Raw genomic sequence first — 26,309 nt, 5'->3', positions numbered from 1 at the left:
CCCGGCCTTTACTACCTGTAGAAATTCCAGCGGGCGTGTTATGTCCCGGATTCGTGCGGGAGTTCGGTCGGCTCCGCCGCGAGCGCGTCGATACAATCAGTGACAGACCATGTGGTCCCGTCGTCGGTACACGGGTACACACCAACGAGGTCGTCGTCAGAATATACGGCGACAGCAATCATCGGCAGGCGCAGTACCTCGGTACTCCCGCCGACCAGGAGCGACGACGTCCGCGTCTCGAACGGCGGTCGGAGACTCAACCCTCGTTCGGTCGCCCACTGTTCGTACCGGTCGACAGTTTCCAGCACCTCACCGTGTTCGCTCCCCTGGGACACCGGGACTTCCTCGGGCCACGTCCGGATATCGAACCCGTCGATGGTTCCCGCGGTGGCGAGTTCCGTGAACCGGTCGATAGCTGTCGTTCGTGGGCCACAGACCGGCCGCCGACTCCATAGCTGGACCGTGATCTCGCCGCCGACTAGCTCATCGGACCTGTGTTCGTCGCTCCGCTGCATCTCTTCTGACATTGGTTGTCAATCACTAACAACTCTGCACTACTCTTGTTTAATTGTTGGTTTCAGCGCGAGATTCCGGCCTGAATGTTCATCTATATGGGGAAAACCTAGACGGTTAAAAACCAGAGGGGCGTGGGTGGATTTCAGTCGTCAGCGGGGGATGCGGCGTCGCGGCTCGTGACGTCGACTGGGTCGGCATCGACTTCCAGCTCGTCCAGGGCGACCTGGGCGGCGCGCTTGCCGGAGACGAGCATGGCACCGAACGTCGGACCCATGCGCGGGAGGCCGTAGGTCGTTGCCGTGGCCATGCCGGTGACGACGAGGCCGTCGTGGGCGAGGCCGGTGTGTTCGACGACGGCGTCCTCGCTCTCGCCGACCCACATCGAATCGTGGCCCGGCGAGTCGTGGCCCGGCGCGCCGTAGGTGTCGTCGTCCGTCTGGTCCATGCCGCTGGCTTCGTCTTCGAGGCCCGGCGCGTTCAGGACGCCGCGCTCGTCGAGTTTCTTGACCGCCATCGCGTCGTGGCCGGTCGCGTCGATGACGAGGTCGGCCTCGACGGCGATGGGATCGACGCAGGTGATCTCACGTGGCAGCGCGTGGACCGGCGTCCAGTTCATGACGATGCCGCCGACGCGGTGGTCTTCGCGGATGACGATGTCGGTGAACTCCGTCATGTTCTGCATCTTCGCACCGGCGTCACAGGCGGCCTTGATGAGGCCGGAACAGGCTTCGGGTCCGTTTGCGACGTAGAGGCCCTCACTGTCTTTGGACTGTTTGTGGTCGACGTCGAGTTCGTCGAGGATCTGCTGGGCCGGGTCCCGCACCGTGACCTTGTTCATCAGGAAGCCGCCGAGCCAGAAGCCGCCGCCGAGGTAGTTGTTCTTCTCGACGACCATCACCTGCACGCCGCGCTCGGCGAGTTCCTTCGCGGCCATCAGTCCCGACGGGCCGCCGCCGACGATGATGACATCGGAGTCCGAGAAGTCCATGAACTCCTCGGTCCACTCCTGTCCGATGGCGCGTGTGACTTCCGCCTCGCCGACGTCGCTGAACTGTTCGAATGAATCGGAATCGCTCATACCACCTAGTGATATCTCTTGGTGGTACAAAGTCGTTCTGGTACTGTGACTTGCGGGGACGACGGCTCGGATGGTGAATGACGGTCGTCGTGAATGCGGTGCTCCTATTCACGAGACGGTAACGGTACTGGGCAATCCAGGCGAGCGATGTAACGTGCTGGATCGCCGTCTATCTGATCCCTGGCAGAAACGCCCCCAGGAGAGAGGCTAGATTCATCAGTAGCACACCTGATAGGTGACCAAGGAGAATCTCATGGTCGTAAGCGTTCATCACTACGAGCTGGCGGAGTCAGCGACCCACTCGGAGTTCCGAGAGGCGGTGTCGGAGGCCGTCAGTCGCGGTCTGTTCGAGGATGTCCCTGGGCTGATTGACTACCGGATCGGTCGGGGTATCAGAGGCGACCGATCCGGGGAGTTCGCGGCCGTGTGGATGTACGAAAGTCAGGAGAGATGGGCTGATATCTGGGGCCCAGTCGGAGACCCAGTCCCAAAATCCGAGTATCCCGACGCCTGGCTCACGTGGGAAGATGAGTTGCTTGATCCGCTACTCGCCGACGACCCGGACAAGGTCGAGTACACATCGTACGAACTCATCGCCAGCAGTACCGAATAAGCGCTGTATATTTTGCAGAGCCGAGACGAACTATTGGGTTTGTGTCAGGTGAGCCGTCCGGGAGTTAAGCCGTTCAGCACGCAGGAGACCGTCATTACTACTATAACGCCAACTCGCCCGACTGGGAGTGACGTCGGTTCAACCTTGCATGTCCCTGATCGAGACCTACTCTGTGCTCGGTAGTTCGTCGGCGTCGGTTTCCGCGCTGGGAAGTTCCACCCGCACCTCCAGAATACGGTTGTTCTCAGCGGTCTCAACGGTCAGCCGGGCACCGTCGTAGGTCACGCCCTCCCCTTCTTCGACGATCCGCCCCGTCTGATTCAGTATCGATCCCGCGATAGTTTCGAACTCCCCGGTTTCCGGAAGCTCGGTACCGAGTGTTTCATTAGCCGTATGAACAGTGAGTTCACCGCGAACGACGGCGGTGGTGTCGTCAACCCACCGAATCGGGGTGGTCTCCGTTTCGGCAAGCACTTCACCGATTATCTCCTCGACGATGTCTTCGATAGTGACAATTCCGGCGGTCGCCCCGAACTCGTCAACGACGATAGCCATTCGTTGTCGGTCGGCACGCAACTCCGACAGCAGTTCGTCTACCTCCTTGGTCTCCGGGACGATAGGCGGGGTTCGGGCAACAGACCGAAGCGGCGTCTCACCCTGCCGGTCGCGCGCTTCGACCAGATCCCGGATGTGGACGACACCGACGACCGTATCTAGCACGTCCTCGTACACGGGGAGCTGTGCGAACCCGTGGTCGAGACACGTATCGATAGCCGTCTGGAGATCCGCGTCAGCGTCTACCGCGACCACGTCGAGTCGGGGCACCATCGTTTCTTTGACGATGCGGTTGCGAAACCGGAGCAGGCGTTGGAGCATCCGATGTTCCTCGTCGGTGAAGACCCCTGCGCGCCGGCCGGCAGTGATCACCTCTCGGACTTCCGCCCGCGTAACATACGCGGCTTCGAAGTTCCCGTCACTCCCCATGAGCGTATTGACAGCTCTGGTCAGCGCGTCGAATACTTTTACGAGCGGATACAGCAGGACCTGTACGATACGCAACGGGCGGGCGATCCGAAGTGACCACTGTTCACTGTGTTCGACGCCGTACGACTTGGGTGCCGTCTCACCGAACAGCAGTACCAGCGATGTAACTCCAAAGGTGGCGATCAGGACAGCCTCACCGGGCGTGAAATACAGCCCGAGTAGTCCCGTCGTGATGGCTGACATACCGATGTTGGCTATGTTGTTCCCGACGAGAATCGTCACTAACAGCCGACGTGGGTCGGATTTCAGGGTTGACAACGTCGCTGCGCCCGGTACCTTCTCGTCAACTAGCGCTCCGATTCGGTGGTCTCCGAGGGAAAAAATAGCGATCTCCGCAGAGGCGAAAAACGCGGAGAACAGAATCAGGACCACTACGGCGAGGATTCCGAGACCAGTTATCGTCGTTTGCGAAACATCGAGAAGCGCGACGGATTGTCCGAGCGGAATCGACGAGACAGCCAGTGGATCCATACCTATGAATCCGTAGTTGTACGTGTAAAATCCCGGTTACTGGTCAGTCCCAGGCCTGTAGGCCCGCAGCGGTCAGCACATCAGGGCCACCGTCCGGCTGACAAACTGCCCACCGGGAACGGTCGCCATCTGCGGGAAACAGGTGTTCGGGGACAAGCGGCATCGGCACGGGCGGGTAGCCGCCCCGCCGCATCGCTGTCGGGCCGGGGAACCGCGCGACCACCTCGTCGCCTTCGGTCACCTCGAACTGGCCGTCGTCGGCTCGGCGGTAGGCGTGCTGGAAGGCGTGGCGGCCGGCGTCGGCGAGTGAATCGACGTGTTCGAGGACGGCGACGACTTCGGTTCCGACGCCCAGTTCGAGCCGGGGCCGGCCCTGGTCGACCCTGATCTCGCGCCACTGCAGGTCACCTGCCGGGGCCCGAGCGCAGGCGTAGGTCCCGTCCGAGAGCGGCACGCGGTCGGGCCCGTTGTAGAACCTCCGCCCGTCTGGGCCGTCCGCGGCGAGACAGGCGGGGTCCCCGAGCACCGTCGCGACCACCTGGGTCAGCGTCGTCCCCATCTCTTCCGTGGACGGGACGACGAACAGGCAATCGCGGCCCTCTCGCACTGCGTCGACGAACCGCGGCACGAGTCCGGACGGGCCGACGTCGGCTTCGGTCAACGGCTCGATGGCAATCGGCCGCGGGTTCGCCCTGTCGACGAGCCCGATGGCGTCCTCGGTCGGCGTCGCAAGGGCTGGGGGTCCGCGGTTATCGTCGCGCACGGTCACGTCGTAGCCGGCCCGCTCACACAGCTCGACGGCGTGGTCTCGGACCGATGGGTAAAGCAGCATTCGTCTTCAGTACGGGCGCTCCCGGCTTGAACCCTCGATACGATCGTCGGCTGTCGGGGACCGTTCAGACACCGCGTACTGACGGACCGAGACAGCAGGGTCTGGTCGACGGCTACGACCCGAGTCCCAGGTCTGCCGTCCCCGCAGCCCCCTGATAGCGGTCCCGGTCGTCCCAGTCGGCGATGCTCGAATGGGTCTCCCGGACGGCGAGTTCGAGATGGGCCTGTGTGATTTCGGATCCGTCCCGCAGAGCGTGGCGCGCCGCGTCCTCGGCGACGAGTGCGAGATCGCTGGCGGCGTAGCCCTCTGTCGGGGCGACGATGGCGTCCCAGTCGATGTCGCCGGCGACGGGCCGGTCCCGCAGGTGGATCCCCAAAATCTGCTTGCGCGCTTCGGCGTCCGGCGGCGGCACCTCCACACGCTCGTCGAACCGCCCGGAGCGCCGTAGCGCCGCGTCGATGTCCTCGACGAAGTTCGTCGCGGCGACGACGACGACGTCCTCGGCGGCCGCGCCTTCGAGTTCGGTGAGCAACTGATTGACCAGTTGCTGCTCGCTCGTGTTCATCGAGCCCCGCCGCGATCCCGCGATGCCGTCGATCTCATCGATGAACAGCACGCAGGGGGCGTTCGCGCGGGCCACTTCAAACACCTCGGCGACGTTGCGGGCCGGCTCGCCCATCCACTTGCTCGTCACGTCCGCGGGGCTGATCTCGACGAAACTGTGGTCGAGCTCGCCCGCAAGCGCGCCGGCGAGGTGTGTCTTCCCGCAGCCGGGCGGGCCGTACAGCAGCAAGCCTGATAGCACGTCGATGCCGTACTCGGCGTAGGCGTCGGCGTTCTGAAGCGGGTCGAGGACCGTCTCTTCGAGTCGGGCTTTCAGGTCGCCCATCCCGCCCACGTCGTCGAAGTCGCGCCCGGCGTCAGTCTCGACCAGCGAACTGGCCTGCAGGTCGACGCCGTCCGGTTGGACGACGCCGTTCTCGGCGACCATCTCGGGGTCGATCCAGTCCGGGATGCTGGTGTCGGTCTCGGTGGCGGCCTGCATGAGATGGTCCGTCCCGATTGGAGCGTCGGCCCGCAACGCCTTTCGGGCGGCGTCCTCGGCGATGAGTTCGATGTCGCTGGCCGCGAAGCCGGCCGTCTCCTCGACGACAGAGTCTAAGTCGATGTCGGCCGCGGTGGGTCGGCCAGCGAGGTGAATCTCCAGAATCTGCTTGCGGGCTTCGGGGTCCGGTGGCGGAACCTCGACGCGTTCGTCGAACCGCCCAGAGCGACGGATGGCGTCGTCCACGTCCTCGATGAGGTTCGTCGCGCCCAGCACGACCACGTCCTCGTCGGCGATCCCTTCGAGTTCGGTGAGCAGTTGATTGACCAACTGCTGCTCGCTGCTGTTCATGTTGCTGTCGCCGTCGCGCGCGCCGGCGATGCCGTCGATCTCGTCGATAAAGAGGATACAGGGGGCGTTCGCGCGGGCGATCTGGAACAGCTCCTCGACTTTCTGTGCGGGTTCGCCCATGTACTTGCTCGTCACGTCGGCGGGTGTGACCTCGATGAAAGCGTGGTCGACCTCGCCCGCGAGCGCGCCGGCGACGTGTGTCTTCCCACAGCCGGGCGGCCCGTGCAGGAGGACGCCGTTGACGACGCCGATGCCGTACTCCTCGAAGGCGCTGGGGTCCTGCAGCGGCCGGACGACCTTGTGGTTGAGCGTCTCCAGCAGGTCGCTCATCCCGCCCACGTCGGCGAAGCTCCGAGACGGGTCCGGGTCGACCAACTGGGCGGCTTGCATGTCGACACCGTCCGGCTGGACCACCGATCCGTCGTCCGATGGGCGCTCGCGGTTTATCGAGGGTGCGCCGTCGGTGCCGCCGGGACTGGAGTCGCGGCCGGTATCAGCCGGGCCGGTGTCGTCGGACTCGTCGATCCGCTCCCGGATGTTCCGTTCGAGCCGGTCGGGGTTGACCTCGTAACCGTAGTCGGCCAGCCGGCGGGGCTCGGCGCTGAGAAACTCCGCGAGCCAGCCGTGACGTTTTAGCTCCTCGGTCGGAGCGTCCGGGTCCCGGAACGTCACGAGCTTCACGTCCGAGCTGTCGGGCGAGTGGTACTCGGCGAGCCAGAAGGGGATATACAGGCGCTCGACGGCAGTCACGCCGTCGAACCCGTCGGGGTCGAAGTCTCCGGGGAGCCCGTAGGACTCCCGCAGCTTCCGGAGGAACACGTTCGCCGCGCCCGAGGTGCCACTACGCTCCTCGCGGTACTCCGCGACGCGCTGGGGCAGCAGCGACCGGGCGTCGTCGTCGGTGACCTGGAACTGCAACAGGACGGAGCGGCCAAGCGCCGGGTCGTCGTGGCCGAAGTCGTAGTCGCCCGTCGCTCGGCGGACCACCGCGTCGGTGTCGTCGACGTATTGGGACACCGCCCGGTCGTTGTCCGCCCAGAGGCCGTCGAGAAATGCCGTCTCGGATTTCGTCGTCGTTCCGAACAGCTTGCCCTCGCCGGTTTCGTACTCGTAGTCGATCTTGAACACCGGATAGAACACGCGGTGGAGCCGTTCGAGTTCCTCGGTATCGCCGAAGGCCGTCATCGTCCGCTGGTCGAGGGTTTCTCTGACGGTCTCCTCGTCAGGCACCCGGCGGTCGGCGTAGATGTACGGCGGCAGACTCATTCGAGGTCTCCCTCCCGAATCGTCCGCTCCGCCGCAGTCAGGGCGCTGTCGGCGTCGAACGCGTCGATGGCGTCCTGCTGGGCGTCGGGGTCGTCACGGAGGTCACGCGCGTGCTCGGTGATGTTCGGTATCGCGCGGATGATGTTGTCGATGATGGGTACTGTCGCTACTTCGGCCGAGCGACTCCGGGGATTGAGGTCGATGACCAGTTCCGTCTTGCCCATCTCGCCCAGCGCCTCGGCGCGGTCGCCGTCCTCAAGCGGGACCAGCACTACGTCCGCCGCGCCGATACCGTCGGCGTCGACCTTCGCGCGCTCGTGGTCGAGGCCGGGGATGCGGCCATCGGCGGTCAGCCCTTTCACGTCCGTCGCGCCGTGCTCGCGGAGGTACTCCGCGATGGCCTCGATTCGATCCTCAGTCCGGTTGAACAGGTTCACTTCGAGGGCTGCGCCGGTCACCTCGGCCAGTTCGACGAGTTCACCGGGCACCAGGGCGGCGGCGTTGCCGTTGACCGAGACGACGGCGTGCTCGGCGGAGAGGAGGTGTGCCGCGGCGGCACGCTCGGCGTCGTCGGCGCTGTCGATAGTGCGCTCGCCCAGCAGGTAGTCGAAGGCCTCGCCGCGGCCCTGGGCGATGAGGCCCTGCCGGGAGGTGATGCCGCGGTCGACGCCCGCCTCGATCCGGTGGCGGGTCAAAAGCGACTCGTAGCGGGGGTGGCTTTCAGGGAGATCGACGTCCTCGCTCATACGTTCCAGTGATAGCTCCCTGTACTAAAGTCGTCCGTCAGGCGCTCGGTTCGGTCGCCGTCGCGTGTCTCATCGTGACCGGCCGCCGGACGTCTCCGACTCGCTCCGGAAAAGGTTATCCCCGAGTCGGCACAACTCCGTGCCATGGATACCCGACAGGCGTTGCTTGTCGACGCGTTCGCCGCGGAGCCGACGGCGGGCACACCGGCCGGCGTCGTGCCCGACGCCGAGGGACTGAGCGGCGATCAGATGCAGGCCGTCGCCAGCGAACTGGGAGCCACCGAGACGGCCTTTGTCCTGCCGGCGGGGGACGCCGACCGTCGCCTTCGCTGTTTCTCGCCGACCGAGGAACTGGAGCAGGCCGAGACGGCGGCAGTTGCGGCTCACGCGGCGCTGTATGAACGGGGCGAGATCGACGCCGCCGAGTGGACCGTCGCCACCGCCGGGGGCGAGGTCAGCGTCGAAACGAAACAGAACGGGATAGTCTGGGTCGAACAGGGACGGGCCGACATTACCGAAGTAGATATCCCCTACGACGACGTCGCTGACGCGCTCGGACTCGACGAGGCCACGCTCAAGGACGTGGGTGCGGACCTCCCGCTCGTGACGGCCGACGCCGGCGAACCGTGGCTCATGGTTCCGGTCAACTACTTCGAGCACCTGAGCAACCTCGCCGTGGACGGGGCTGCCGTCGATTCACTCTGTGACCGCGCGGACGCGGCCGGCGTGTACCCGTTCACCTTCGACACCGTCGGGGCGAACGCCACCCGCCGGTCGACAGTCCACGGCCGGGTCTTCCGGGCGGGCAACCGGACCGAGGAACCGGTAAACGCCGCAGCGTCCGGGGCCTGTGGGGCCTTCGTCCGCCGGTACGGGGCGCTCGATGACACCGTCGAACAGGTCCTCGTCGAGGGCGGTCACTTCCGCGACCGACCCGGAACTGTGTCAGTCGACACCGACGGGACCGAGGTGTGGGTCGGCGGTCGCGGCGTGACCGCGCTGGACGGGACAGTGACTGTCCCCGCTGTCGACGACGACGATATTATCGAGGCGTGACCGCACGCACCGCACCGGCAGCGTGACTGTCTAATTCACTCGATATCGAGTGAAGAGCGGTTTCTCACTGGCTGCAACCGGAACATCCTTAATTGTCGTTGGAGATGATACGGATGAGTCCATGCCAACACTGTGGCTCGACGAAATCGGTGCCGACGACCTGTCGCGGGTCGGCGGCAAGGCGGCGTCTCTCGGAGAACTGACCGGAGCGGGCCTGCCCGTTCCGTCGGCGTTCGTCGTTACCGCCGACACGTATCGGTCGTTCATCGAAGCAACTGGAATCGACGAGCCGCTGTTCGAGGCCGTCGATGTCGACAGCGACGACTCGCAGGCCCTGGCCGAGGCGGCCGAACGCGCCCAGGAGCTGATCCTGGAAACCGACACCCCGCCGTCGGTCCGCGAGGACCTGCTGGCCGCCTACGACGAGATGGGCGACGAGGACGTTGCAGTGCGCTCCTCGGCGACCGCCGAGGACCTCCCGGACGCCTCTTTCGCCGGGCAGCAGGACACGTACCTCAACGTCTCGCGGGCGGATCTGCTCCAGCGCGTCAAGGAGTGCTGGGCGTCGCTGTTCACACAGCGGGCCATCTACTACCGCAACGAGAACGACTTCGCCCACGACGCCGTGGACATCGCCGTCGTCGTCCAGCAGATGGTCGACGCGGAGAAATCGGGCGTCATGTTCACCAGCCACCCCTCGACCGGCGGCCCGACGGCGATCATCGAGGCCGCGTGGGGACTGGGTGAAGCGGTCGTCTCCGGTGCGGTCTCACCCGACAACTACATCATCGACCGCGAGAGCGGCGCTATCGACGAGGTGACTGTCGCCGACAAGAAGGTGATGTGTGTTCGGGGCGAGGACGGGGAGACAATCGAACGCTCCGTCCCCGAGGAAAAGCGCAACGAGCGGGTCCTCTCCGACGAGGAAATCCACCGGCTCATCGAAATCGGTGAGCGCGTCGAAGACCACTACGATACTCCACAGGACGTCGAGTGGGCGGTCTACGAGGGCGAGGTGTACCTGCTGCAGTCCCGTCCGATCACCACCATCGACGACCCCGAAGGGAGCGCCGGGTCGGCCAACGAGGCCGAGAGTCAGCCGCCGGGGGCCAAATCGGGCGTCGCCGACGGCGGGGCGATGGAGAGCCAGTCGGAGTCGGTCCGGCTCTCCGGTATCGGCTCCGCGCCGGGCCGGGTCACCGGCGTCGTCCGCATCGTCGACAAGCTCGACAACCTCGACAAGGTCGAGGACGGCGACATCATCGTCGCCGAGATGACCACGCCGGACATGGTGCCGGCGATGAAACGAGCCAACGGCATCATCACCGACGAAGGTGGGATGACCAGCCACGCCGCCATCGTCTCCCGGGAACTCGGCGTGCCGGCCGTCGTTGGTGCCGAGGACGCGACACAGAAGCTCCGGGACGGCGAAACGGTCACCCTGGACGGCGATAAGGGCACAGTCGAGAAAGGGGCCAAGGTCCCGGAGACGAGCGAGGACGAGGAAGACGCCGGGCCGGTCGAGGCACATTCGGCCGTCAAACCGATGACCGGAACGGAGGTCAAGGTCAACGTCTCCATTCCGGAGGCCGCCGAACGGGCCGCCGCGACGGGGGCCGACGGCGTCGGCCTGCTGCGTATCGAGCACATGATCCTCTCGACGGACAAGACCCCCTCGCGCTACGTCGAGGACCACGGCGAGCGCGCCTACGTCGACGAGATCGTCGAGGGCGTCCGCTCGGTGGCCGAGGCGTTCTACCCGCGGCCGGTCCGCGTCCGAACCCTCGATGCCCCCTCCGACGAGTTCCGGCAGCTCCAGGGCGGCGAGGACGAGCCCAGCGAGCACAACCCGATGCTGGGCTACCGGGGCATCCGGCGCTCCCTCGACCGGCCCGGCGAGTTCAAGCTCGAACTCCGGGCGTTCGAGCGGCTGTACGACCTGGGCTACGACAACGTCGAGCTGATGCTCCCGCTGGTCACCGACGCCGAGGACATCCTGCGGGCGAAGGCGCTGATGCAGGAGGTCGGCATCGACCCACAGAAGCGCGACTGGGGCGTCATGGTCGAGACGCCGGCGAGCGCGCTCTCCATCGAGGATATCTGTGAGACGGGCATCGACTTCGTTTCCTTCGGGACGAACGACCTCACGCAGTACACGCTCGCCCTCGACCGCAACAACGGCAACGTCGCCGACCGCTTCGACGAACTCCACCCGGCCGTCCTCGAACTCATGCGCCAGGTCATCGGGACCTGTCGAGAGCACGACGTCGCCACGAGCATCTGCGGCCAGGCCGCCTCGAAGCCACGGATGGTCGACTTCCTCGTCGACGAGGGGGTCACCTCCATCTCGCCGAACATCGACGCCGTGCGTGACGTACAACACGAGGTCAAACGCGTCGAGCAGCGCCTCCTGCTGGAATCGGTCCGGTGAACGGCGGTTTGACGTAGCCAGCAGATTTTTTTGCGCCGTTCGCTTCGTTGCGGTATGGCACCCGAATCGACACCGGAGGCCAAGAGTATCAGTTCCGGTGTGTCCTACATCCCCTTCGGCATCCCCGGACTGGACGGACAGGTCCGTGGGATTCCGACCGGGAGCACGGTCCTGCTGGCCGGGGCGTCAGATGCGGGCGGCGACGCCTTTACCTACACGAGTCTCGCGACGCTGATGCTCGCGAAACACCGCCCCGAGATGGTCCCGAACGGCATCGCCCGGCGCAGCGAGGCGATTCCGGAATCGGTGACCTACATCACGCTCTCGCACGACCGCGAGCACGTCTACAGCGAACTCGACGCCGTCCTCGACGGCTACCAGTTCGACGCCCTCACCGACAACATGACGGTCGCCGACTTCTCCCAGCGGTTCATGGAGCTGCTGCCGGTCCCCGAGCCGCTGTTCGATGCCCGGCGGAGCGACGACGACATCGAACAGCCCGACGCTGAACCGGACCCCGCAGCGGCCGAGCCGTCGGACGAGACCTTCGAGAAACTGCTGGCCGACATCAGCGAGCGGGTAGCCGAGGCCGCGGGGACGCTCATCGTCGTCGATTCCCTGACCGACCTCGAACGAGCGACGGCGTTCGGCCTGCCCCAGAACCACGAGGTTGCGTTTCTGATGGGGCTTCGGGAGGCAGTCGTCAACTGGGGGACCGTGGCCTTCGTCAAACTCGACCGCCCCGCGGGCGACGTGCGGTCGGACGAACTCATCCACGGCCTCCTGCACGGCAGCGTCTACTTCTACTCAAACGACAAGGGGTTCGAGACGTATCGGACGATGCGGGTCGGCTCGTTCGGCGGCGCACTCGACACCGAGCGCCAGACCGTCTTCGAGTCGCTGATCGGCCCCACGGGCTTTCGCGCGAAGGCGACGAAGAAGATCGGCCCCTCGAACTGGTAATTCGGTCGGTACGGGTCCCGAAGGGTCGATTCCGACCGGTCGGGCCGTCCCGGCTGGCGCTGTCAGCAGCTCGAATAAACGCCGGACAACGACACGCCCGAGCACAACGGCTAAACCGCTCCCCCTCTATACCTGCGATAGATGCTCCAGCGGGCAGAGCCACAGGATTTCGAGCGCGTCCTCTCGTCGATGTGTACCGTGCCACATCCGTCGGCACGCGAGGCCGCCGAGCGCTTCCTCGCGACGAACCCCGGGGACCCGGGCACGTACGAGACCGTCGCCGACCTGGAACGCGAGGCCGTCGACTACCTCGGCGAGATCACCGGGCTTTCCGACCCCGCGGGCTACGTTGCCTCGGGCGGGACAGAAGCGAACCTTCAGGCGATACGCATCGCCCGAAACCGCGCCGACACGGACGACCCGAACGTGGTCGCGCCCGTCCACGCCCACTTCTCCTTTACCAAGGCAGCCGACGTGCTCGGCGTGGAACTGCGAACCGCGCCGGCGACGGACTACCGCGTCAACATGGACGCGATGGCGGAACTCGCCGACGAGGACACGGTGTGTGTCGTCGGCGTCGCCGGCTCGACCGAGTACGGCTACGTCGACTCGATCCCGGCCATCGCCGACCTCGCCGAGTCGGTCGACGCGCTCTGTCACGTCGACGCCGCGTGGGGCGGCTTCTACCTCCCCTTCACGGACCACGATTGGCACTTCGGCCACGCGGCCGTGGACACGATGACGATTGACCCCCACAAGGTCGGGCAGGCGGCGGTTCCCGCTGGCGGACTGCTCGCTCGTGACCGCTCGCTGCTGGACGAACTCGCCGTCGAGACGCCGTATCTGGAGTCGACTGACCAGTTGACGCTGACGGGCACGCGGTCGGGCGCCGGCGTGGCCTCCGCCGTCGCGGCGATGGAGTCACTGTGGCCGGCGGGGTACAGAGAGCAGTACGAAACGTCGATGGCCAACGCCGACTGGCTGGCCGACCAGCTGGCGGCGCGGGGCCACGACGTGGTCGGCCCCGAACTCCCGCTCGTCGCGGCCGATCTCTCGATGCCGATGACCGACGAGCTCCGGGACCGCGGCTGGCGGGTCTCGAAGACCGGGGCCGGCGAGATGCGCGTCGTGTGTATGCCGCACGTCACGCGGTCGATGTTGCGGTCGTTCGTCGCGGATCTCGACTGGTATTAAACCGCGGACTTCGACCCTGTCGAACACACCGCTATTGAGCCCTCCCGAGAGAACATACGAAGGTTTAGAAGTGCCTGCTTGCTACAGAAGGGCGTGGACCTGGTAGTACCGACCACAGCGTTCATCGCCTTCATCGGCGACTGTACGACCGCCGGCACTCCGCTGTCGCCGCTGGAAGAGGCCGTCTGTACGGCCACCGGTCCCACCGGACTGGGAATTATCGCGGTGTACTCGTTCCTGATCGCGTTCATCCTCCCGCTGCCGAGCGAAGTCGTGCTGGTTCCGGCCGAAACGCTTCGGCTCGGCCTTTCCACGAACGGGAATCTGGTCGCGATCATCCTTGTCAGCGGCTTCGGGAAGGCCCTCGGGAGCCTCGTCGCCTTCCACATCGGACAGGAGGCAAAGGAGTACGGGCCCCTCGTCCGCTGGATCAAGCGCTCACGGTTCGATATCATTGGATGGTCGGAGAAGAAAACGGTCCAGCTCGCCCAGAAGTACGGCTACGTCGGACTGGCGCTCGCGCTCTGTGTCCCGTTTTTCCCCGATACGATCTCTATCTACGCGTTTACCGTCCTCGAACGCGACTACTATCGGTTCGGTGCGGCGACGTTCTTCGGCAGTGCCGGGCGGCTCGTCGTGACGCTCGCGCTCGCTAGCGGTACCCTTGCGCTGCTGTGACCGGGTGGACTCGGAGCGTGGCCGGCACGCCGAAACCAACCCCCTTTTGACCCGTCGGTGGCACACGAACAGGTATGAGCCACGACGAGTTTCCGACGGACCAGCCGGCGGTCGTGACCTGTGGGTTGCCCTACGCGAACGGCGACCTCCACGTCGGCCACCTCCGAACGTACGTCGACGGGGACGCGCTGTCGCGCTCCCTCCGACGGATCGGCCAGCAGACGGCGTTCGTTTCGGGATCGGACATGCACGGCACGCCGGTGGCGGTCAACGCCGCCGAAGCGGGCGTCGAGCCGCGGGAGTTCGCGCTTGACTTCCACGAGACCTACGCCGAGACGTTCCCGCAGTTCAACATCGAGTTCGACAACTACGGGCACACCGACGACGCGACCAACGTCGAACTCACTCAGGAGTTCGTCCGCTCGTGGGTGGAAAACGACCACGTCCACGAGAAGGAGATTCAGGTCGCCTGGGACACCGAGGAGGACCAGCCCCTCCCCGACCGCTACGTCGAGGGGACCTGTCCCTACTGCGGCGAGCAGGCCCGCGGCGACGAGTGCGACGAGGGGTGTCAGCGCCACCTCGAACCCGGCGAAATCGAGGACCCGGTGTCGACGCTGACGGGCAACCCCGCCGAGTACCGCACCCGCGAACACAAGTTCCTCCGCCTCTCGGACTTCCAGGAGTACCTCCAGGGCTTCCTCGACCGGCTGGAAGGCACCGACAACGCCCAGAACCAGCCCCGCGAGTGGATCGAGGGCGAACTCCAGGACCTCTGTATCACGCGGGACATGGACTGGGGCGTCGATTACCCGGAGGATGCAGATGGTGGGGACGACCTCGTCCTGTACGTCTGGGTCGACGCGCCCATCGAGTACGTCGCTTCGACGAAACAGTACTCCGAGCGCGTCGGCGACGACGAGTACGACTGGGAGGCGGTCTGGAAGGTCGACGGCGAGGAGCGCCACGGCACCGAGTGGGACGACGACTGGTCCGACGACAACGGCGAAATTATCCACGTTATCGGCCGCGACATCATTCAGCACCACGCCGTCTTCTGGCCCGCAATGCTCCGCGGCGCGGGGTACAACGAGCCCCGGTCGATTCTGGCGACTGGCTTCGTCGGTATCGACGGCAAGGCCCTCTCGACCTCGCGCAACCGCGCCGTCTGGGCCGACGAGTACCTCGACGCCGGCTTCCACCCGGACCTGTTCCGGTACTACATCGCCACGGGCGCGCAGATCGACACCGACGTGGACTTCTCCTGGGACCGCTTCCAGGAGCGGGTCAACGGCGAGCTCGTCGGCAACGTCGGCAACTTCATCTACCGCTCGCTGTTGTTCGCCGAGCGCAACTACGACGGGACGCCCGACGCCGCCGTCAGCGACGACGTGCGCGAGCGCATCGAGGACGCCATCGAGGAGTTCGAGGCCGCCGTTCGGGAGTACGACGTGCGCGAACTCGCCGAAATCGCCATCGAGCTCTCGAACTACGGCAACGAGTACATCCAGCGTAACGAGCCCTGGAACCTGGTCGACGACGACCCCGAGGAAGCCGAGCAGGTCATCCGCGACTGCGTTCAGCTGACGAAGGCCGTCGCGGTACTCATGCAGCCCGTCCTGCCGGGCAAGGCCGAGCGCCTCTGGGGCCAGCTCGGCGAACAGGGATCCGTCGCCGACGTGACCCTCGACAGCGCGCTCGACGCGCCGCCGGCGGAGTTCGGCGAGCCCGCTGAGCTGTTCGAGCAGGTCGAGGACGACCACATCGAGGCGCTCAATGAGGAACTGCAGGAACGTGTCGAGGAAGCCAGTGACGATGGAGACGACGAAAGCGACGACGATGGAGATGGGGACGACGCGGAAACCGCCGACCTTCAGCCGCTCGTCGAGGACCGCATCAGCTTCGAGGACTTCGAGGGCGTCGACATGCGCGTCGGCGAGATCCGCAGCGCCGAACCGGTCGAGGGCGCGGACAAGCTCCTGCGCCTGGAAGTGGATATCGGCCACGAGGTCCGGCAGGTCGTCGCCGGGCTGCGACAGCTCCACGACGCAGAGGCCCTCCCCGGCACACGCGTCATCCTGCTTGCCAACATGGAGAAAGCCGAGCTGTTCGGCATCGAATCCAACGGCATGGTGCTGGCCGCCGGCGACGAGGCGGACCTGCTGACGACCCACGAGGACGCCCCGCTGGGGACGCGGATCAAGTAACCACCGCTCGCCGGCGTCACCGAGGCGGGTAACCCCAGTCGCCAGCGCTTTTGTAGTCACGCCCCATATCCTGGGGTATGGATGATGACGGGGCCGCCCAGGACGGGATGGCCGCTTCCGACGATACGTTCACCGAGGAGTACGAACTGGCGACGGAAGCCGACGTAATCCGGGTCGAGGAGGACGACGGTGACGCGGCCGCGGACGAGGAGGGGGCGGTCGCCGGCTCGTTCGCCCCGGACCTGGAGGTACGGCCCGACGCGCCGAAGCCGGAGAACGTGGTGTTCGTCGCGCTGGGGGTCTGCATCGCGATTCTCGCGCTCGGGCGGATGTTCCTCGGGGCGGAGATGTACACGCCGTCCATACTCGCCGGCGTGGTCCTGTCCGTTGCACTCGGAACCGCGGTACTGTATGGGTTCTTCGTTCGGACGAGCGACGTGTGAGGCCGTTCCGGTGGCTGCGCGTCGCTCCCGACCCCGACACTTAATCCTGCTCCGACACTAAGTCGGGACATGGTGAACCCGCTGGCGGCAGTTGCTCCACTGCAGGCCGAACCACTGTTAGGTATGTCGCTCTCCATCCTGCTGTTTCTGGCCGGCGCGGGCCTCATCGTGGGCGAGGCGCTCGCGCCCGGGACGCACTTCTTCGTCCTCGGCGTGGCCCTGCTGACGGCAGGGCTGGTCGGGCTGTTCATCCCGGCGAGCCTGGGTATCCTCGCGCCGCTCATCCTTACCGTCGTCGTACTGGCGACGACGGCGGTCACGCTGTGGGGGTATCGAAAGCTGGATTTCGCCGCCCCGGGCCGCGGCCAGACGCTCAGTTCCGACTCGCTCACGGGACAGTTCGGGACTGTGACCGAGCGTGTGACCCGCAGCGACGGCGAGGTCAAACTGGAGGACGGCGGCTTCAATCCCTACTACCAGGCCCGGAGCACAGGCGACCCGATCGAAGAGGGGACGGAAGTCATCGTCATCGACCCCGGTGGCGGGAACGTTCTGGAAGTCGAAGCGGTGGAGTCGGGGGCCGACGAGATCGACCGGGCGCTCGAACGTGACCGGAGCCGGAGCGACGCGGACACCGAACCGGAACGAGAGTCCGAGCGGGCGTAGGTGTGCGATTCGGTAGTTTGTGACAGTGACACCGAAGCCTTTTCTTTGCGCGCTCCGGAGGTTTGACTGTCATGTTCCCCGCGACAGCACCGCTGCAAGGTCTGGGAGGACTCGTCGGGTTCGTTACCGTCATCTTCCTCCTGCTGGCTATCGCGCTGGTGTACTCCAGCGTCGTGATCATCCGCCCGTACCAGAAAGGTGCCTACACGGTTCTGGGTACCTATCGTGGCGTCCTCGACCAGGGGATTCACTTCATCTACCCCTTCGTCTCCGACGTGACGCGCTTCGACATGCGTACGCAGACGCTCGACGTGCCACGGCAGGAGGCTATCACCCGCGACAACTCGCCGGTGACCGCCGACGCCGTCGTCTACATCAAGGTGATGGACCCGAAGAAGGCCTTCCTCGAAGTCGACAACTACGAGCGTGCCGTCTCCAACCTCGCTCAGACGACCCTCCGCGCAGTGCTGGGTGACATGGAACTGGACGACACGCTGAACAAACGCGGCGAGATCAACGCCCGCATCCGGAAGGAACTCGACGAACCCACCGACGAGTGGGGTGTCCGCGTCGAGAGCGTCGAGGTCCGGGAGGTCAACCCATCCAAGGACGTCCAGCAGGCCATGGAGCAACAGACCTCCGCCGAGCGGAAACGCCGTGCCATGATCCTGGAAGCCCAGGGTGAACGGCGCTCCGCCATCGAGACAGCGGAAGGTGACAAGCAGTCCAACATCATCCGCGCCCAGGGTGAGAAACAGAGCCAGATCCTGGAAGCCCAGGGTGACGCCATCTCGACTGTCCTCCGTGCGAAATCCGCCGAGTCGATGGGCGAGCGCGCCGTCATCGACAAGGGGATGGAGACGCTCGCGGAAATCGGCCAGGGCGAGTCGACGAAGTTCGTCCTCCCGCAGGAGCTCACCTCGCTGGTGGGCCGCTACGGCAAGCACCTCCAGGGCTCGGACGTGAAGGAGAACGGCCACTCCCTGGAAGCGCTTGATTTCGACGACGAGACCCGCGAGATGCTCGGCCTGGACGACATCGAGGAGATCCTCGGCCAGATCGATGAGGAGGCCGAGGTCGACGTCGAGGCAATGGAAGAAGAAGCACAGAAGATCAAGCAGGGCCAGGACACTGGTCTCGACAGCGCCGACGAGATGATCGAGGAGATGGATGCCGAAATCGACAACGACTCTGGCACGACGGACGTTGCCGGCGGCCCCGACGACACGACGCGAACGTCGGAAGTCGACAAGGACAACTAACTGATAGACAGGCGAAGACGTTTTATTACCGACCCACCTTTTCGGTAGCAATGACACGTGAGGGCGACGTGGACGAGGACAAGCGAGCGACGCTCCGCCGCTTTGCCGCCCTCGGTGCAGCGAGCCCGTTTGCCCGCTTCGGCGACAGCGGGAGCGAGAGCGACGCGCCCGACGCCATCGCCGGGTACGTCTCGGCACATCCCGGAACGCACTTCTCGAAGCTCCGTGACGACCTCAAACTCGGAACCGGCGAGGCCCAGCACCACCTCCACCGGCTGGAAAACGAGACCGTCGTCGCCTCACAGAAGGACGGCGACTACCGGCGGTACTTCCCGGCCGGCCAGTTCTCCGAGTTCGAGCAGGTGGCGCTTGGCTACCTGCGGCGGTCGACAGCCCGCGGGATGCTTGTCACGCTGCTTCGCCGCCCGGACGTGACGGCCTCGGAACTGGCCAGCGAACTCGACGTTTCGCGGCCGACGGTGAGCAACTACGCTGCCGATCTGGAGTCCGCTGGACTGCTCTCCCGTGAGGACGGCTACGCGGTGACTGAGCCCGAAACCGTACTGACACTCCTTATCCGATACGCCGACTCGTTCGGCGACGATGTCGCCGCACTGGCCGGCGAGGCCGACTCGCTGCTGCGGTACGACCCCTGAGCCGCTTGCTTCTGTCGGGTCACGTCTCCCGGTCGACACCGGTGAATTCAAACCTTGCCCCGCCCGACTCGCTATCGGTTACATTGGTCTCCCAGTCGTGGACAGCGGCGATGTCGGCGACGATTGCGAGGCCGAAGCCGGTGCCGTCGGACCCGGTCGAGTAGCCCGCTTCGAACACCGTGTCTCGGTCGCCTTCGGGGATTCCCGGGCCGTCGTCAGCGACGTAGAAACCACTGCCGTCGTCTAGGTCGCCGACAGTCACTGTCACGTCACGTTGCGCCCGACCGCTCGTCGACCCGCTCTCCGCGCTCTCGCCCTGCACCTGTGACGGCATCGACCCATGGGTCACGCTGTTCCGGAACAGGTTTTCGAGCAGGCGCCGCAGCCGCTGGGGGTCGGCAACAATGACACTGTCAGTGTCGGTCACAAGGGTCGCGTTCTCCGTGTTGATGGGCTGCCAACACGCGGTCGCGGCGGTCTGTAAACTGACGGGCTCGAGGGTCGTCGACTCGCGTCCGTCCCGTGCCAGCGTGAGGATATCGTCAATGAGCGTCTGCATCCGCTGGAGGGCGCTGTCGACACTGTCGAGGCGGTCGTTGTCTTCGTCCTGCTGTGCTAGCCTAAGCTGGCCCTGGGCGACCGTCAGTGGTCCCCGGAGGTCGTGGCTGACGACGCTGGCAAACTCCTCCAGTCGCTCGTTCTGCATGCGGAGCCTGCGTTCCCGCTCCTTCTGTTCGGTGATGTCCTGAAAGAAGCCCCGAACGGTTCGCTTTTCGGTCCCTTCGACCCGCTCGCCGTGAGTCCGGACCCACCGACAGTCGCCCGTCGCGGTGATGAGTCTGGCCTCGATATCGTACGATTCCCCGTTTTCAAGGGCCGCGTCGACGGCATCCGCGACGGTCTCTCTGTCGTCGGGGTGGTAGAACGACAGCCCCTCCTCGACCGTCGGTTCGAAGTCGTCGTCGACCTCGTGGATGCGGCGGGTACCCGCTGTCCAGGTCACGTTCCCGCTTTCGTCGAACTCCCAGGCCCCGAGATCGCCCAGTTCCTCCGCCTCGGCGAAGAAGTCCCGCATCTGCGCGAGGTTCTGTTCGTACTCGGTGCGCTCCGTCACGTCCTGACAGTGTGAGAAGATGGTGACGACATCACCCGAGTCGTCGGTGACGAGGCAGTTGTGCCACTCGACCATGATGCGCTCGCCGTCCTTCCGGACGTTCTCGTCGACGCTGTGGTAGCCGCCGCTGGCCTCGCTGAGGGCGGACGTGACTTCGTCGACGTGGTTGTAACTCTCGGGGCTGACGAACACCTCCCACGTTTCTCCGACCAGTTCGTCCTCGGTGTAGCCGAAGATATCTGTGAGCGTCTCGTTGACCCGGACGATCTCGAAGTTCTGATCGAACTCCACGAAGCCGAGCGGCGATTGATCGATAAACAGCGAGAGCCGCTCTTTGCTCTCTTCGAGGGCTCGCTGTGACCGGTACTGTTCGACGGCGTTGACGATTCGGTTTGCGAGCAGGGCGTAGTGGCTGGTGTCCCCCGTTTTCTGTAAATAGTCAGTGACGCCCGCGGAGATAGCGTCACCGGCGACCGCTTCGCTGCCGCGGCCGGTGTACAGAATAAACGGGAGGTCCGGATAGTCCTCGCGGACCGATTCGAGGAAGTCGATGCCGTTCTCGCCGGGCATTTCGTAGTCGGAAACGATACAGTCGACGGGTTCCGTTTCGAGCAGGCGCAGGCCTTCTGCCGCACTCGTTGCGGTCTCGATGTCGAACGCGGCCCGCTCTCGCTTGAGGAACGCCGCTGTCGTCTCGGCGTACTGCCGGTCGTCGTCGACGTGAAGGACTTGGATAGCGGAACCGGCCTCGCCCATTGGTGTATCAGACTATGCATCCAATTGTTATCAATATGCATATTCACTGAATCAAACAGTACTGTCTACATCGGATCAAGCGTGGTACAACGAAACGAGCGCGTTCACGCCGAATTTTCTATACCGACGGCTATCTTATACCTCCGCTCTATGAACCGGACCGGGAATCCATTATTCCTGTCCGAGCGAGCGGCCGGTTCAGGCCTCGACCATCCACGTCGTCGAGGAGGAGTACCCCCATTTCTCGACGGCCAAATCGTGGTCGCCGTCAGCGATAGCGGTCATGTTCGTCCCGACTTCCTTGGCCGAGAGCCCGAGTTCGTCGCCGATAAGTCGCGATTTGAAATACGTCTGGTCGTCGGCATTGGCGCGGAGATACTCCAGAATACGTCGCTGCTTGTCCGAGAGGGGGCTGTCGGGAGTGTGCGCGGTGGCGCTCATTAGTACAGGTACTAACAGGACCGAGTCGCCCTTATGGGATTTGGTACAGACGGTTAACGGCTTGCCGTCCTGCGGTTTTCTCCCGCTGGATACGGGGATTCGGCTGCTACTTGGGCCACGCGACAGGTGGTTGGTACAGGCGGGAAACACCGCAGTGCAGGTCACCACAGTTGGAACGGCCCCAGTCGTCCGCTCCGGCAGTTCTTTAGTAATGGCCCGTTTTGTGGCCGAACGGAGGTCTATCACATTGGAAATCTCGGATCAACTGCTGTGTCTGTTCAGTGCCGATATCCGCGACGAGGGGGACCGGTACGTCGTGGAGGTTCCACGTCGAGAGGTCGAGACGGGCGCAGTCGACTCGGGCAGTACCTACCGTGTTGCGCTCATCTCCGCGGACGAGGAGACGGAGCCGGGCGAGGAGACGGTGGCGGACACGCCGCCGGACCAGCCACAGCCGCCGGTCGAACCAGGTGAGACGCGCTACGTCGAGATCGAGGACATCGGGAAGCAGGGCGACGGCATCGCCCGTGTCGAGCGCGGTTACGTCATCATCGTTCCGGGGGCCGAGATCGACGAACGAGTCAAGATCGAGATCACCGAGGTCAAGTCGAACTTCGCGGTCGGCGAGATCATCGACGACGTGTGACGTTACTCGTAGGGGCTCCCGTCGGGGCGTTTTGCCCCTTCGGAGTCGTGGACGACGATCTGTCCGGCTGACGGGTCGACGGGCCGATAGTTGTCGCGGACGCCGATGGCCTCTTCGAGTTCCCGAACGGCGCGTTCCTTGAGCGCCGCGGCCAGTTCCTCGGCGTCGGCTCTGGAGATATCCCGGCCGAGGCCCTCACACTCGTGGGCTCGGACCATCCCTTCCTCGTCGACCGCTTCGCCCATCGGCTGGCTCGTCCCGCCGAGTGCGACGCTGAAGGGGTAGGTCCGGCAGATGAGCGGGCGGTCGCCGTGAACCGTACAGGCACCCATCCCGTCGGCGTCCTCGGCGTAGAACGTACAGTCGCCACAGTCGTCGGTCTGGAGCGCCCACTCGAAGGTCTCGCCTTCGGGGCCGTCCGGGCCGTCGGCCAATCCGTACGGCATCGGTCGGGCCACGTCGCGGAAGTCGTACTCCCCGGCGGACTGTAGCTGCCGGATCTCGTCGGGAAACACCGTCGCCGTGTGGGGTTCGGCGTCGGTTTCGGCGGACCCGTCGGTCTCACTCTCACTGGCACCGTCACCGGCCGTCTCGCCACCGCTCTCGCCGGCGCTTTCGCCGCCCTCGCCACACGCCGACTCGGCCTTGCAGCAGGCCCCACAGCGGGTGCATTCGAACCCGATGGTCTCGATAGCGTCGGCCAGTTCCGACTCGTCGAGTGCGCGGGCCCGTCCGAGTTCGGTTTCCAGGGAGTCCACAGCCGTGGTAGCGGGCCGACGGGCAAAAAGGCGTCACTCCGCCGGGTTCGGTACAGCCCGGTCACCGTCCCACGAAACAGTGCCCTCGACGGCGAGCTTTTCGAGGTGAGCCAGCACTGTCGCGCGGGCCAGGTCGCGCACACCGGCAAGGTCCTTTTCGTAGGCGGCATCGAGGATTTCGTCCAGAGTGCCAGCGCCGTCGGTGACGGCCCTCCGAACACGCCGCTCGCGCTCCAGTCGGTGGCCGATGAGCCGCGCACAGGTCTCTCTGGGGTGCTCGATACGCGGGCCGTGACCCGGCAATAATACGTCAGGGTTCCTGGCGTGGAAGCGACGAAGCGACGCGAGGTAGGCCCGAACGTCGCCCTCGGGCGCGCCGACGACGACACTGCCCTCGGCGACGGCGAGGTCCCCGGCGACGATGGTTCCGTCACGTGCGAAGGCGACGTGTTCCGGTGCGTGGCCCGGTGTGTCGAGGACGGTCACCGGGCCGGCGTCGGTCGGAATCGTCGTCCCCTCGCCGAACAGTCTGTCGGGGGTGACGTTGGCCGCGGCCTCGAACGCGGCCGTTCGGCCGCGGCGCGCCCAGACCGTCGCGTTCGTTTCCCTGGCGTAGTGTGCGACCGCACCAGCGTGGTCCGGGTGGTGGTGGGTGAGCGCGATGTGGGCGAGAGTACGGTCCTCGAGAAGCGCATCGAGCGCATCGCTGGTATCCGCGGGGTCGACGAGAAGAGCCGCTTCGTCGCCGCAAACGTACGCTGCCGTGCTGCCGGTCGGTGCCCGCGACGGGACGGACACGTCGGCCCGCTGCCAGTCCATGCCGGCGGGTCAGACCGTGAGGAAATAAACCTGTTTGCGTGCGTCGGTGAAACTGTACCGCGAGTCCACCAGATCGGACTCCTCCAGACGGTTCAGGGCGTACCTGACAGTCCGGTCCGGGAGCAGCGAGTTCTCGGCCAGTTCGCCCTGTGACAGCGGGGCGTCGTCTTCCAGCACCTTCGCGACGAGTTTCGCGCTCGGCGGGAGTTCACGCAGGGTGTCGCGGAACTCATCGTCGGTGAAAGGTGCTGGAGCAGCGTTTTCAGTTAATGCGCTCATAGTGGCTGATATTCAAGGCTTACTGGTAAAACTTGGCTATATGCATGACCAAACAATACAGATTCTATGAAGTGTTTAATGTCTCCTTATACAGGACCACCATCGTGCGGTTCTGGTCGCTGTCCGGCAACCGAGCCCAGAACTGTCAGGGGTGGCTTTGGGCCGATCCGGAAACCAACCGGACCGACGAAAGGGGATTCCAGTATCGTTTTATCCCCCGCGGGGTGAGCACTACACCGTGAAAGGGCAGGAGTGGTATCAGGCCGACACCGTGGCCGAAGAGTACGAGGCCAAGCGGTTCTCACGCGGCGGTCGGCTGATCGACCGACGCGAGAAACAGGCCGTCCTCGACGGGATCGGCCCCGTGGCCGACAAGGACGTGTTAGAGGTAGCTTGCGGGACCGGACGGTTCACCGTGATGCTGGCCGAGCGCGGCGCGAACATCACCGGGCTGGACATCTCCGGCCCGATGCTCCAGCAGGGCCGTGAGAAGGCACAGGCGACCGGCGTCGACGACCACGTCGAGTTCATGCGGGGCGACGCGGCCCGACTCCCGTTCCCGGACGACCATTTCGACACCGTGTTTGCGATGCGCTTTTTCCATCTGGCGGACACGCCCGCCGCGTTTCTCGCGGAGATGCGCCGCGTCTCGAAAGAACAGGTCTTTTTCGACACGTTCAATCGGTTTTCGACCCGGTCGATATACAACTGGGCGCTCCCCATGGGCTCGCGGCTCTACTCGCGCTGGGAGATCGACCGGCTGCTCGATGGGGCCGGGCTGGAGCTGACCGAGGCTAACCACGACTGGCTGCTTCCCTACGGCTTCTACCGGAAGATTCCGAACGAACTGGCCGCCTCGTTCCGCTCGCTCGATACGGCGCTGGGCGGCACGCCCCTCGGCGAGAAGCTGGCCTCGGTGTCGTACTGGAACACCCACGTGTAGCGTGGCGCTGCTTGGCTAGCTCGTTTTCCCTGAATTGGAAGGTCGACAGCAGTTTCCCGCGACTTTTAAGCGCCTTCGCCGTCGTACCCAGAGGTATGGATATCTCGGTAGTGGTCCCGACGTTGAACGGCCGGGAGGAGCTGACCGGCTGTCTGGACGCACTCACCGAGCAGGTTCCCGACGCTGAAGTCATCGTCGTCAACGGCCCCTCGGCCGACGGTACAACGGGGATGGTCCGAGACCGGGACGACGTGTCTATCCTCGTCGAGATCGCCGACAGATCGGTCACGGTCGCCCGCAATGCCGGGATCGACCGGGCGACGGGGGACGTTATCGCGCTCGTTCACCAGTCGCTCTCGGTCGAGTCCGGCTGGGCTGCGGCCGTCAAAAGCGGGCTTTCGGGGACAGCCCAGGCCATCACCGGGCCGACCCACCAGCAACTGTGGGCCGGGATGACGACCGAAACAGAGGAGACACGGACGATAGCCGGCCGCGACGTGACGTATTTCAACCCCGGAAACGTCGCGTTCGACGCCGACGTGCTGGAAGCGCTCGACGGGTTCGACGAGTACCTGAACGTCGGCAGCGCCCGGGACTTCGCACACCGGATGGCCGCCGGTGACTACGGTGTCACCTGGAGCACGGAGATGTGCGTCAGCCGCGAGTTCGAGGCCGACGGCGGAACCACGGAGACCGACTGGAACTGGAAGTACCGCTCGCTCGCCTACCGACTGGTGAAAAACTACAACCTCCGGCCGACCGTGATACGGCGCCTCCTCAGCCACGCGACGGGTGACGCGACGGACGCGTTGCTCGATGTCGTGCGTGGGGAGACGACGCCGTCACAGTGGCTCGGCAACGGACAGGACGTGTTCGGCGGCGTCGGGGCCGGGGTCGTCGACGGCCTCCGCGCACGCGTGACCGACCGGACAGCCCGCCGGAACCCGAACGGTCGTTCCGCGCGCGCGGACCGCGCGGTGACTGTGTACGATTGGCGGTAGCCGAAGGCCTGACCGCACCCGGTCGGCGGAACGG

General features: G+C 65.2%; 25 protein-coding genes. 14 read left to right on the top strand and 11 right to left on the bottom strand.

Annotated features, from left to right (window positions below; translation table 11 throughout):
• Positions 1-38: 38 nt before the first annotated feature.
• Together ACY9XZ_RS17185 and ACY9XZ_RS17180 are read right to left on the bottom strand one after the other, a co-directional pair.
• Entirely contained in the window at positions 39-527 is a 489-nt protein-coding gene (locus ACY9XZ_RS17185; RefSeq protein WP_463458252.1) for an HTH domain-containing protein, read from the bottom strand.
• A gap of 131 nt (positions 528-658) precedes the next feature.
• Positions 659-1,594 (bottom strand): sulfide-dependent adenosine diphosphate thiazole synthase, encoded by a 936-nt coding sequence (locus ACY9XZ_RS17180; RefSeq protein ID WP_463458251.1) that lies wholly within the window; start codon positions 1,592-1,594, stop codon positions 659-661.
• Positions 1,595-1,847: 253 nt separating this feature from the next.
• Here ACY9XZ_RS17180 and ACY9XZ_RS17175 point away from each other — a divergent pair, with 253 nt between their 5' ends.
• Entirely contained in the window at positions 1,848-2,207 is a 360-nt protein-coding gene (locus tag ACY9XZ_RS17175; protein WP_463458250.1) for a hypothetical protein, read from the top strand.
• Between the two features lie 165 nt (positions 2,208-2,372).
• On the opposite strand, the gene ACY9XZ_RS17170 is transcribed toward ACY9XZ_RS17175, so the two are convergent.
• From ACY9XZ_RS17170 to ACY9XZ_RS17155, 4 genes are all read right to left on the bottom strand, one after another.
• The gene (locus ACY9XZ_RS17170) at positions 2,373-3,722 is read right to left on the bottom strand and encodes a hemolysin family protein (RefSeq protein ID WP_463458249.1); all 1,350 of its coding nucleotides are present in this window, start codon (positions 3,720-3,722) and stop codon (positions 2,373-2,375) included.
• Positions 3,723-3,765: 43 nt separating this feature from the next.
• The gene (locus tag ACY9XZ_RS17165) at positions 3,766-4,554 is read right to left on the bottom strand and encodes a hypothetical protein (protein WP_463458248.1); all 789 of its coding nucleotides are present in this window, start codon (positions 4,552-4,554) and stop codon (positions 3,766-3,768) included.
• 112 nt (positions 4,555-4,666) lie between these two features.
• Positions 4,667-7,216 (bottom strand): AAA family ATPase, encoded by a 2,550-nt coding sequence (locus ACY9XZ_RS17160; protein WP_463458247.1) that lies wholly within the window; start codon positions 7,214-7,216, stop codon positions 4,667-4,669.
• Positions 7,213-7,962, bottom strand: coding sequence for a 4-phosphopantoate--beta-alanine ligase (locus tag ACY9XZ_RS17155; RefSeq protein ID WP_463458246.1), 750 nt, complete (start codon positions 7,960-7,962; stop codon positions 7,213-7,215). Before ACY9XZ_RS17155 ends, ACY9XZ_RS17160 begins: the two co-directional genes overlap by 4 nt.
• Positions 7,963-8,106: 144 nt before the next feature.
• Here ACY9XZ_RS17155 and ACY9XZ_RS17150 point away from each other — a divergent pair, with 144 nt between their 5' ends.
• The 10 genes from ACY9XZ_RS17150 (at position 8,107) to ACY9XZ_RS17105 (ending at position 19,518) form a co-directional block, all read left to right on the top strand.
• Positions 8,107-9,018 carry a PhzF family phenazine biosynthesis protein gene (locus tag ACY9XZ_RS17150; protein WP_463458245.1) on the top strand — a complete coding sequence of 304 codons (912 nt, stop codon included), beginning with the start codon at positions 8,107-8,109 and terminating at the stop codon, positions 9,016-9,018.
• A 121-nt stretch (positions 9,019-9,139) separates the two neighbouring features.
• On the top strand, positions 9,140-11,449 hold the full coding sequence (gene ppsA, locus ACY9XZ_RS17145; protein ID WP_463458244.1) for a phosphoenolpyruvate synthase: 2,310 nt from the start codon (positions 9,140-9,142) through the stop codon (positions 11,447-11,449).
• A 54-nt stretch (positions 11,450-11,503) separates the two neighbouring features.
• Positions 11,504-12,412: an RAD55 family ATPase gene (locus tag ACY9XZ_RS17140; RefSeq protein WP_463458243.1), complete on the top strand. Its 909-nt coding sequence runs from the start codon at positions 11,504-11,506 to the stop codon at positions 12,410-12,412.
• 141 nt (positions 12,413-12,553) lie between these two features.
• Positions 12,554-13,606, top strand: a complete 1,053-nt coding sequence (mfnA, locus tag ACY9XZ_RS17135) for a tyrosine decarboxylase MfnA (RefSeq protein WP_463458242.1) — start codon at positions 12,554-12,556, stop codon at positions 13,604-13,606.
• Positions 13,607-13,699: 93 nt separating this feature from the next.
• Positions 13,700-14,284, top strand: a complete 585-nt coding sequence (locus tag ACY9XZ_RS17130) for a YqaA family protein (RefSeq protein WP_463458241.1) — start codon at positions 13,700-13,702, stop codon at positions 14,282-14,284.
• Positions 14,285-14,358: 74 nt separating this feature from the next.
• Complete coding sequence (gene metG / locus ACY9XZ_RS17125) at positions 14,359-16,491, top strand: methionine--tRNA ligase (RefSeq protein ID WP_463458240.1); 2,133 nt, start codon at positions 14,359-14,361, stop codon at positions 16,489-16,491.
• 77 nt (positions 16,492-16,568) lie between these two features.
• The gene (locus ACY9XZ_RS17120) at positions 16,569-16,934 is read left to right on the top strand and encodes a DUF7312 domain-containing protein (RefSeq protein ID WP_463458239.1); all 366 of its coding nucleotides are present in this window, start codon (positions 16,569-16,571) and stop codon (positions 16,932-16,934) included.
• Positions 16,935-17,003: 69 nt separating this feature from the next.
• Positions 17,004-17,600 carry an NfeD family protein gene (locus ACY9XZ_RS17115; RefSeq protein WP_463458238.1) on the top strand — a complete coding sequence of 199 codons (597 nt, stop codon included), beginning with the start codon at positions 17,004-17,006 and terminating at the stop codon, positions 17,598-17,600.
• 71 nt (positions 17,601-17,671) lie between these two features.
• The gene (locus ACY9XZ_RS17110; protein ID WP_463458237.1) at positions 17,672-18,862 is read left to right on the top strand and encodes an SPFH domain-containing protein; all 1,191 of its coding nucleotides are present in this window, start codon (positions 17,672-17,674) and stop codon (positions 18,860-18,862) included.
• 50 nt (positions 18,863-18,912) lie between these two features.
• On the top strand, positions 18,913-19,518 hold the full coding sequence (locus tag ACY9XZ_RS17105) for a winged helix-turn-helix transcriptional regulator (RefSeq protein ID WP_463458236.1): 606 nt from the start codon (positions 18,913-18,915) through the stop codon (positions 19,516-19,518).
• A 19-nt stretch (positions 19,519-19,537) separates the two neighbouring features.
• On the opposite strand, the gene ACY9XZ_RS17100 is transcribed toward ACY9XZ_RS17105, so the two are convergent.
• Positions 19,538-21,388, bottom strand: a complete 1,851-nt coding sequence (locus ACY9XZ_RS17100; protein ID WP_463458235.1) for a PAS domain S-box protein — start codon at positions 21,386-21,388, stop codon at positions 19,538-19,540.
• A 198-nt stretch (positions 21,389-21,586) separates the two neighbouring features.
• Entirely contained in the window at positions 21,587-21,829 is a 243-nt protein-coding gene (locus ACY9XZ_RS17095; protein ID WP_463458234.1) for a DUF7123 family protein, read from the bottom strand.
• Between the two features lie 247 nt (positions 21,830-22,076).
• Between ACY9XZ_RS17095 and ACY9XZ_RS17090 the strand changes: the two genes are divergently transcribed.
• Entirely contained in the window at positions 22,077-22,475 is a 399-nt protein-coding gene (locus ACY9XZ_RS17090; RefSeq protein WP_463458233.1) for a TRAM domain-containing protein, read from the top strand.
• A gap of 2 nt (positions 22,476-22,477) precedes the next feature.
• On the opposite strand, the gene ACY9XZ_RS17085 is transcribed toward ACY9XZ_RS17090, so the two are convergent.
• The 3 genes from ACY9XZ_RS17085 to ACY9XZ_RS17075 are packed head-to-tail and all read right to left on the bottom strand — an operon-like array spanning position 22,478 to position 24,331.
• On the bottom strand, positions 22,478-23,233 hold the full coding sequence (locus ACY9XZ_RS17085) for a YkgJ family cysteine cluster protein (protein ID WP_463458232.1): 756 nt from the start codon (positions 23,231-23,233) through the stop codon (positions 22,478-22,480).
• 33 nt (positions 23,234-23,266) lie between these two features.
• Positions 23,267-24,052: an MBL fold metallo-hydrolase gene (locus ACY9XZ_RS17080; RefSeq protein ID WP_463458231.1), complete on the bottom strand. Its 786-nt coding sequence runs from the start codon at positions 24,050-24,052 to the stop codon at positions 23,267-23,269.
• Positions 24,053-24,061: 9 nt separating this feature from the next.
• Positions 24,062-24,331 (bottom strand): MarR family transcriptional regulator, encoded by a 270-nt coding sequence (locus ACY9XZ_RS17075; RefSeq protein ID WP_463458230.1) that lies wholly within the window; start codon positions 24,329-24,331, stop codon positions 24,062-24,064.
• A 238-nt stretch (positions 24,332-24,569) separates the two neighbouring features.
• On the opposite strand from ACY9XZ_RS17075, the gene ACY9XZ_RS17070 reads away from it, so the two are divergent.
• Positions 24,570-25,274, top strand: coding sequence for a class I SAM-dependent methyltransferase (locus tag ACY9XZ_RS17070; protein WP_463458229.1), 705 nt, complete (start codon positions 24,570-24,572; stop codon positions 25,272-25,274).
• A gap of 95 nt (positions 25,275-25,369) precedes the next feature.
• Positions 25,370-26,275, top strand: a complete 906-nt coding sequence (locus ACY9XZ_RS17065; RefSeq protein WP_463458228.1) for a glycosyltransferase family 2 protein — start codon at positions 25,370-25,372, stop codon at positions 26,273-26,275.
• The last annotated feature ends 34 nt before the right edge of the window (positions 26,276-26,309 follow it).

The sequence above is a fragment of the Haloarcula sp. HT12 genome (genome assembly GCF_055271655.1).
Note: the sequence above shows the minus strand (reverse complement) of the source record. Positions and strands in the feature narration are given on the sequence as shown.

Bases quoted from the DNA above. Each gene is read 5' to 3' on its own strand.
- ACY9XZ_RS17185 (WP_463458252.1), bottom strand. From the start codon at position 527: ATGTCAGAAGAGATGCAGCGGAGCGACGAACACAGGTCCGATGAGCTA.
- ACY9XZ_RS17180 (WP_463458251.1), bottom strand. From the start codon at position 1,594: ATGAGCGATTCCGATTCATTCGAACAGTTCAGCGACGTCGGCGAGGCG.
- ACY9XZ_RS17175 (WP_463458250.1), top strand. From the start codon at position 1,848: ATGGTCGTAAGCGTTCATCACTACGAGCTGGCGGAGTCAGCGACCCAC.
- ACY9XZ_RS17170 (WP_463458249.1), bottom strand. From the start codon at position 3,722: ATGGATCCACTGGCTGTCTCGTCGATTCCGCTCGGACAATCCGTCGCG.
- ACY9XZ_RS17165 (WP_463458248.1), bottom strand. From the start codon at position 4,554: ATGCTGCTTTACCCATCGGTCCGAGACCACGCCGTCGAGCTGTGTGAG.
- ACY9XZ_RS17160 (WP_463458247.1), bottom strand. From the start codon at position 7,216: ATGAGTCTGCCGCCGTACATCTACGCCGACCGCCGGGTGCCTGACGAG.
- ACY9XZ_RS17155 (WP_463458246.1), bottom strand. From the start codon at position 7,962: ATGAGCGAGGACGTCGATCTCCCTGAAAGCCACCCCCGCTACGAGTCG.
- ACY9XZ_RS17150 (WP_463458245.1), top strand. From the start codon at position 8,107: ATGGATACCCGACAGGCGTTGCTTGTCGACGCGTTCGCCGCGGAGCCG.
- ppsA (WP_463458244.1), top strand. From the start codon at position 9,140: ATGCCAACACTGTGGCTCGACGAAATCGGTGCCGACGACCTGTCGCGG.
- ACY9XZ_RS17140 (WP_463458243.1), top strand. From the start codon at position 11,504: ATGGCACCCGAATCGACACCGGAGGCCAAGAGTATCAGTTCCGGTGTG.
- mfnA (WP_463458242.1), top strand. From the start codon at position 12,554: ATGCTCCAGCGGGCAGAGCCACAGGATTTCGAGCGCGTCCTCTCGTCG.
- metG (WP_463458240.1), top strand. From the start codon at position 14,359: ATGAGCCACGACGAGTTTCCGACGGACCAGCCGGCGGTCGTGACCTGT.
- ACY9XZ_RS17120 (WP_463458239.1), top strand. From the start codon at position 16,569: ATGGATGATGACGGGGCCGCCCAGGACGGGATGGCCGCTTCCGACGAT.
- ACY9XZ_RS17115 (WP_463458238.1), top strand. From the start codon at position 17,004: ATGGTGAACCCGCTGGCGGCAGTTGCTCCACTGCAGGCCGAACCACTG.
- ACY9XZ_RS17110 (WP_463458237.1), top strand. From the start codon at position 17,672: ATGTTCCCCGCGACAGCACCGCTGCAAGGTCTGGGAGGACTCGTCGGG.
- ACY9XZ_RS17105 (WP_463458236.1), top strand. From the start codon at position 18,913: ATGACACGTGAGGGCGACGTGGACGAGGACAAGCGAGCGACGCTCCGC.
- ACY9XZ_RS17100 (WP_463458235.1), bottom strand. From the start codon at position 21,388: ATGGGCGAGGCCGGTTCCGCTATCCAAGTCCTTCACGTCGACGACGAC.
- ACY9XZ_RS17095 (WP_463458234.1), bottom strand. From the start codon at position 21,829: ATGAGCGCCACCGCGCACACTCCCGACAGCCCCCTCTCGGACAAGCAG.
- ACY9XZ_RS17080 (WP_463458231.1), bottom strand. From the start codon at position 24,052: ATGGACTGGCAGCGGGCCGACGTGTCCGTCCCGTCGCGGGCACCGACC.
- ACY9XZ_RS17075 (WP_463458230.1), bottom strand. From the start codon at position 24,331: ATGAGCGCATTAACTGAAAACGCTGCTCCAGCACCTTTCACCGACGAT.
- ACY9XZ_RS17065 (WP_463458228.1), top strand. From the start codon at position 25,370: ATGGATATCTCGGTAGTGGTCCCGACGTTGAACGGCCGGGAGGAGCTG.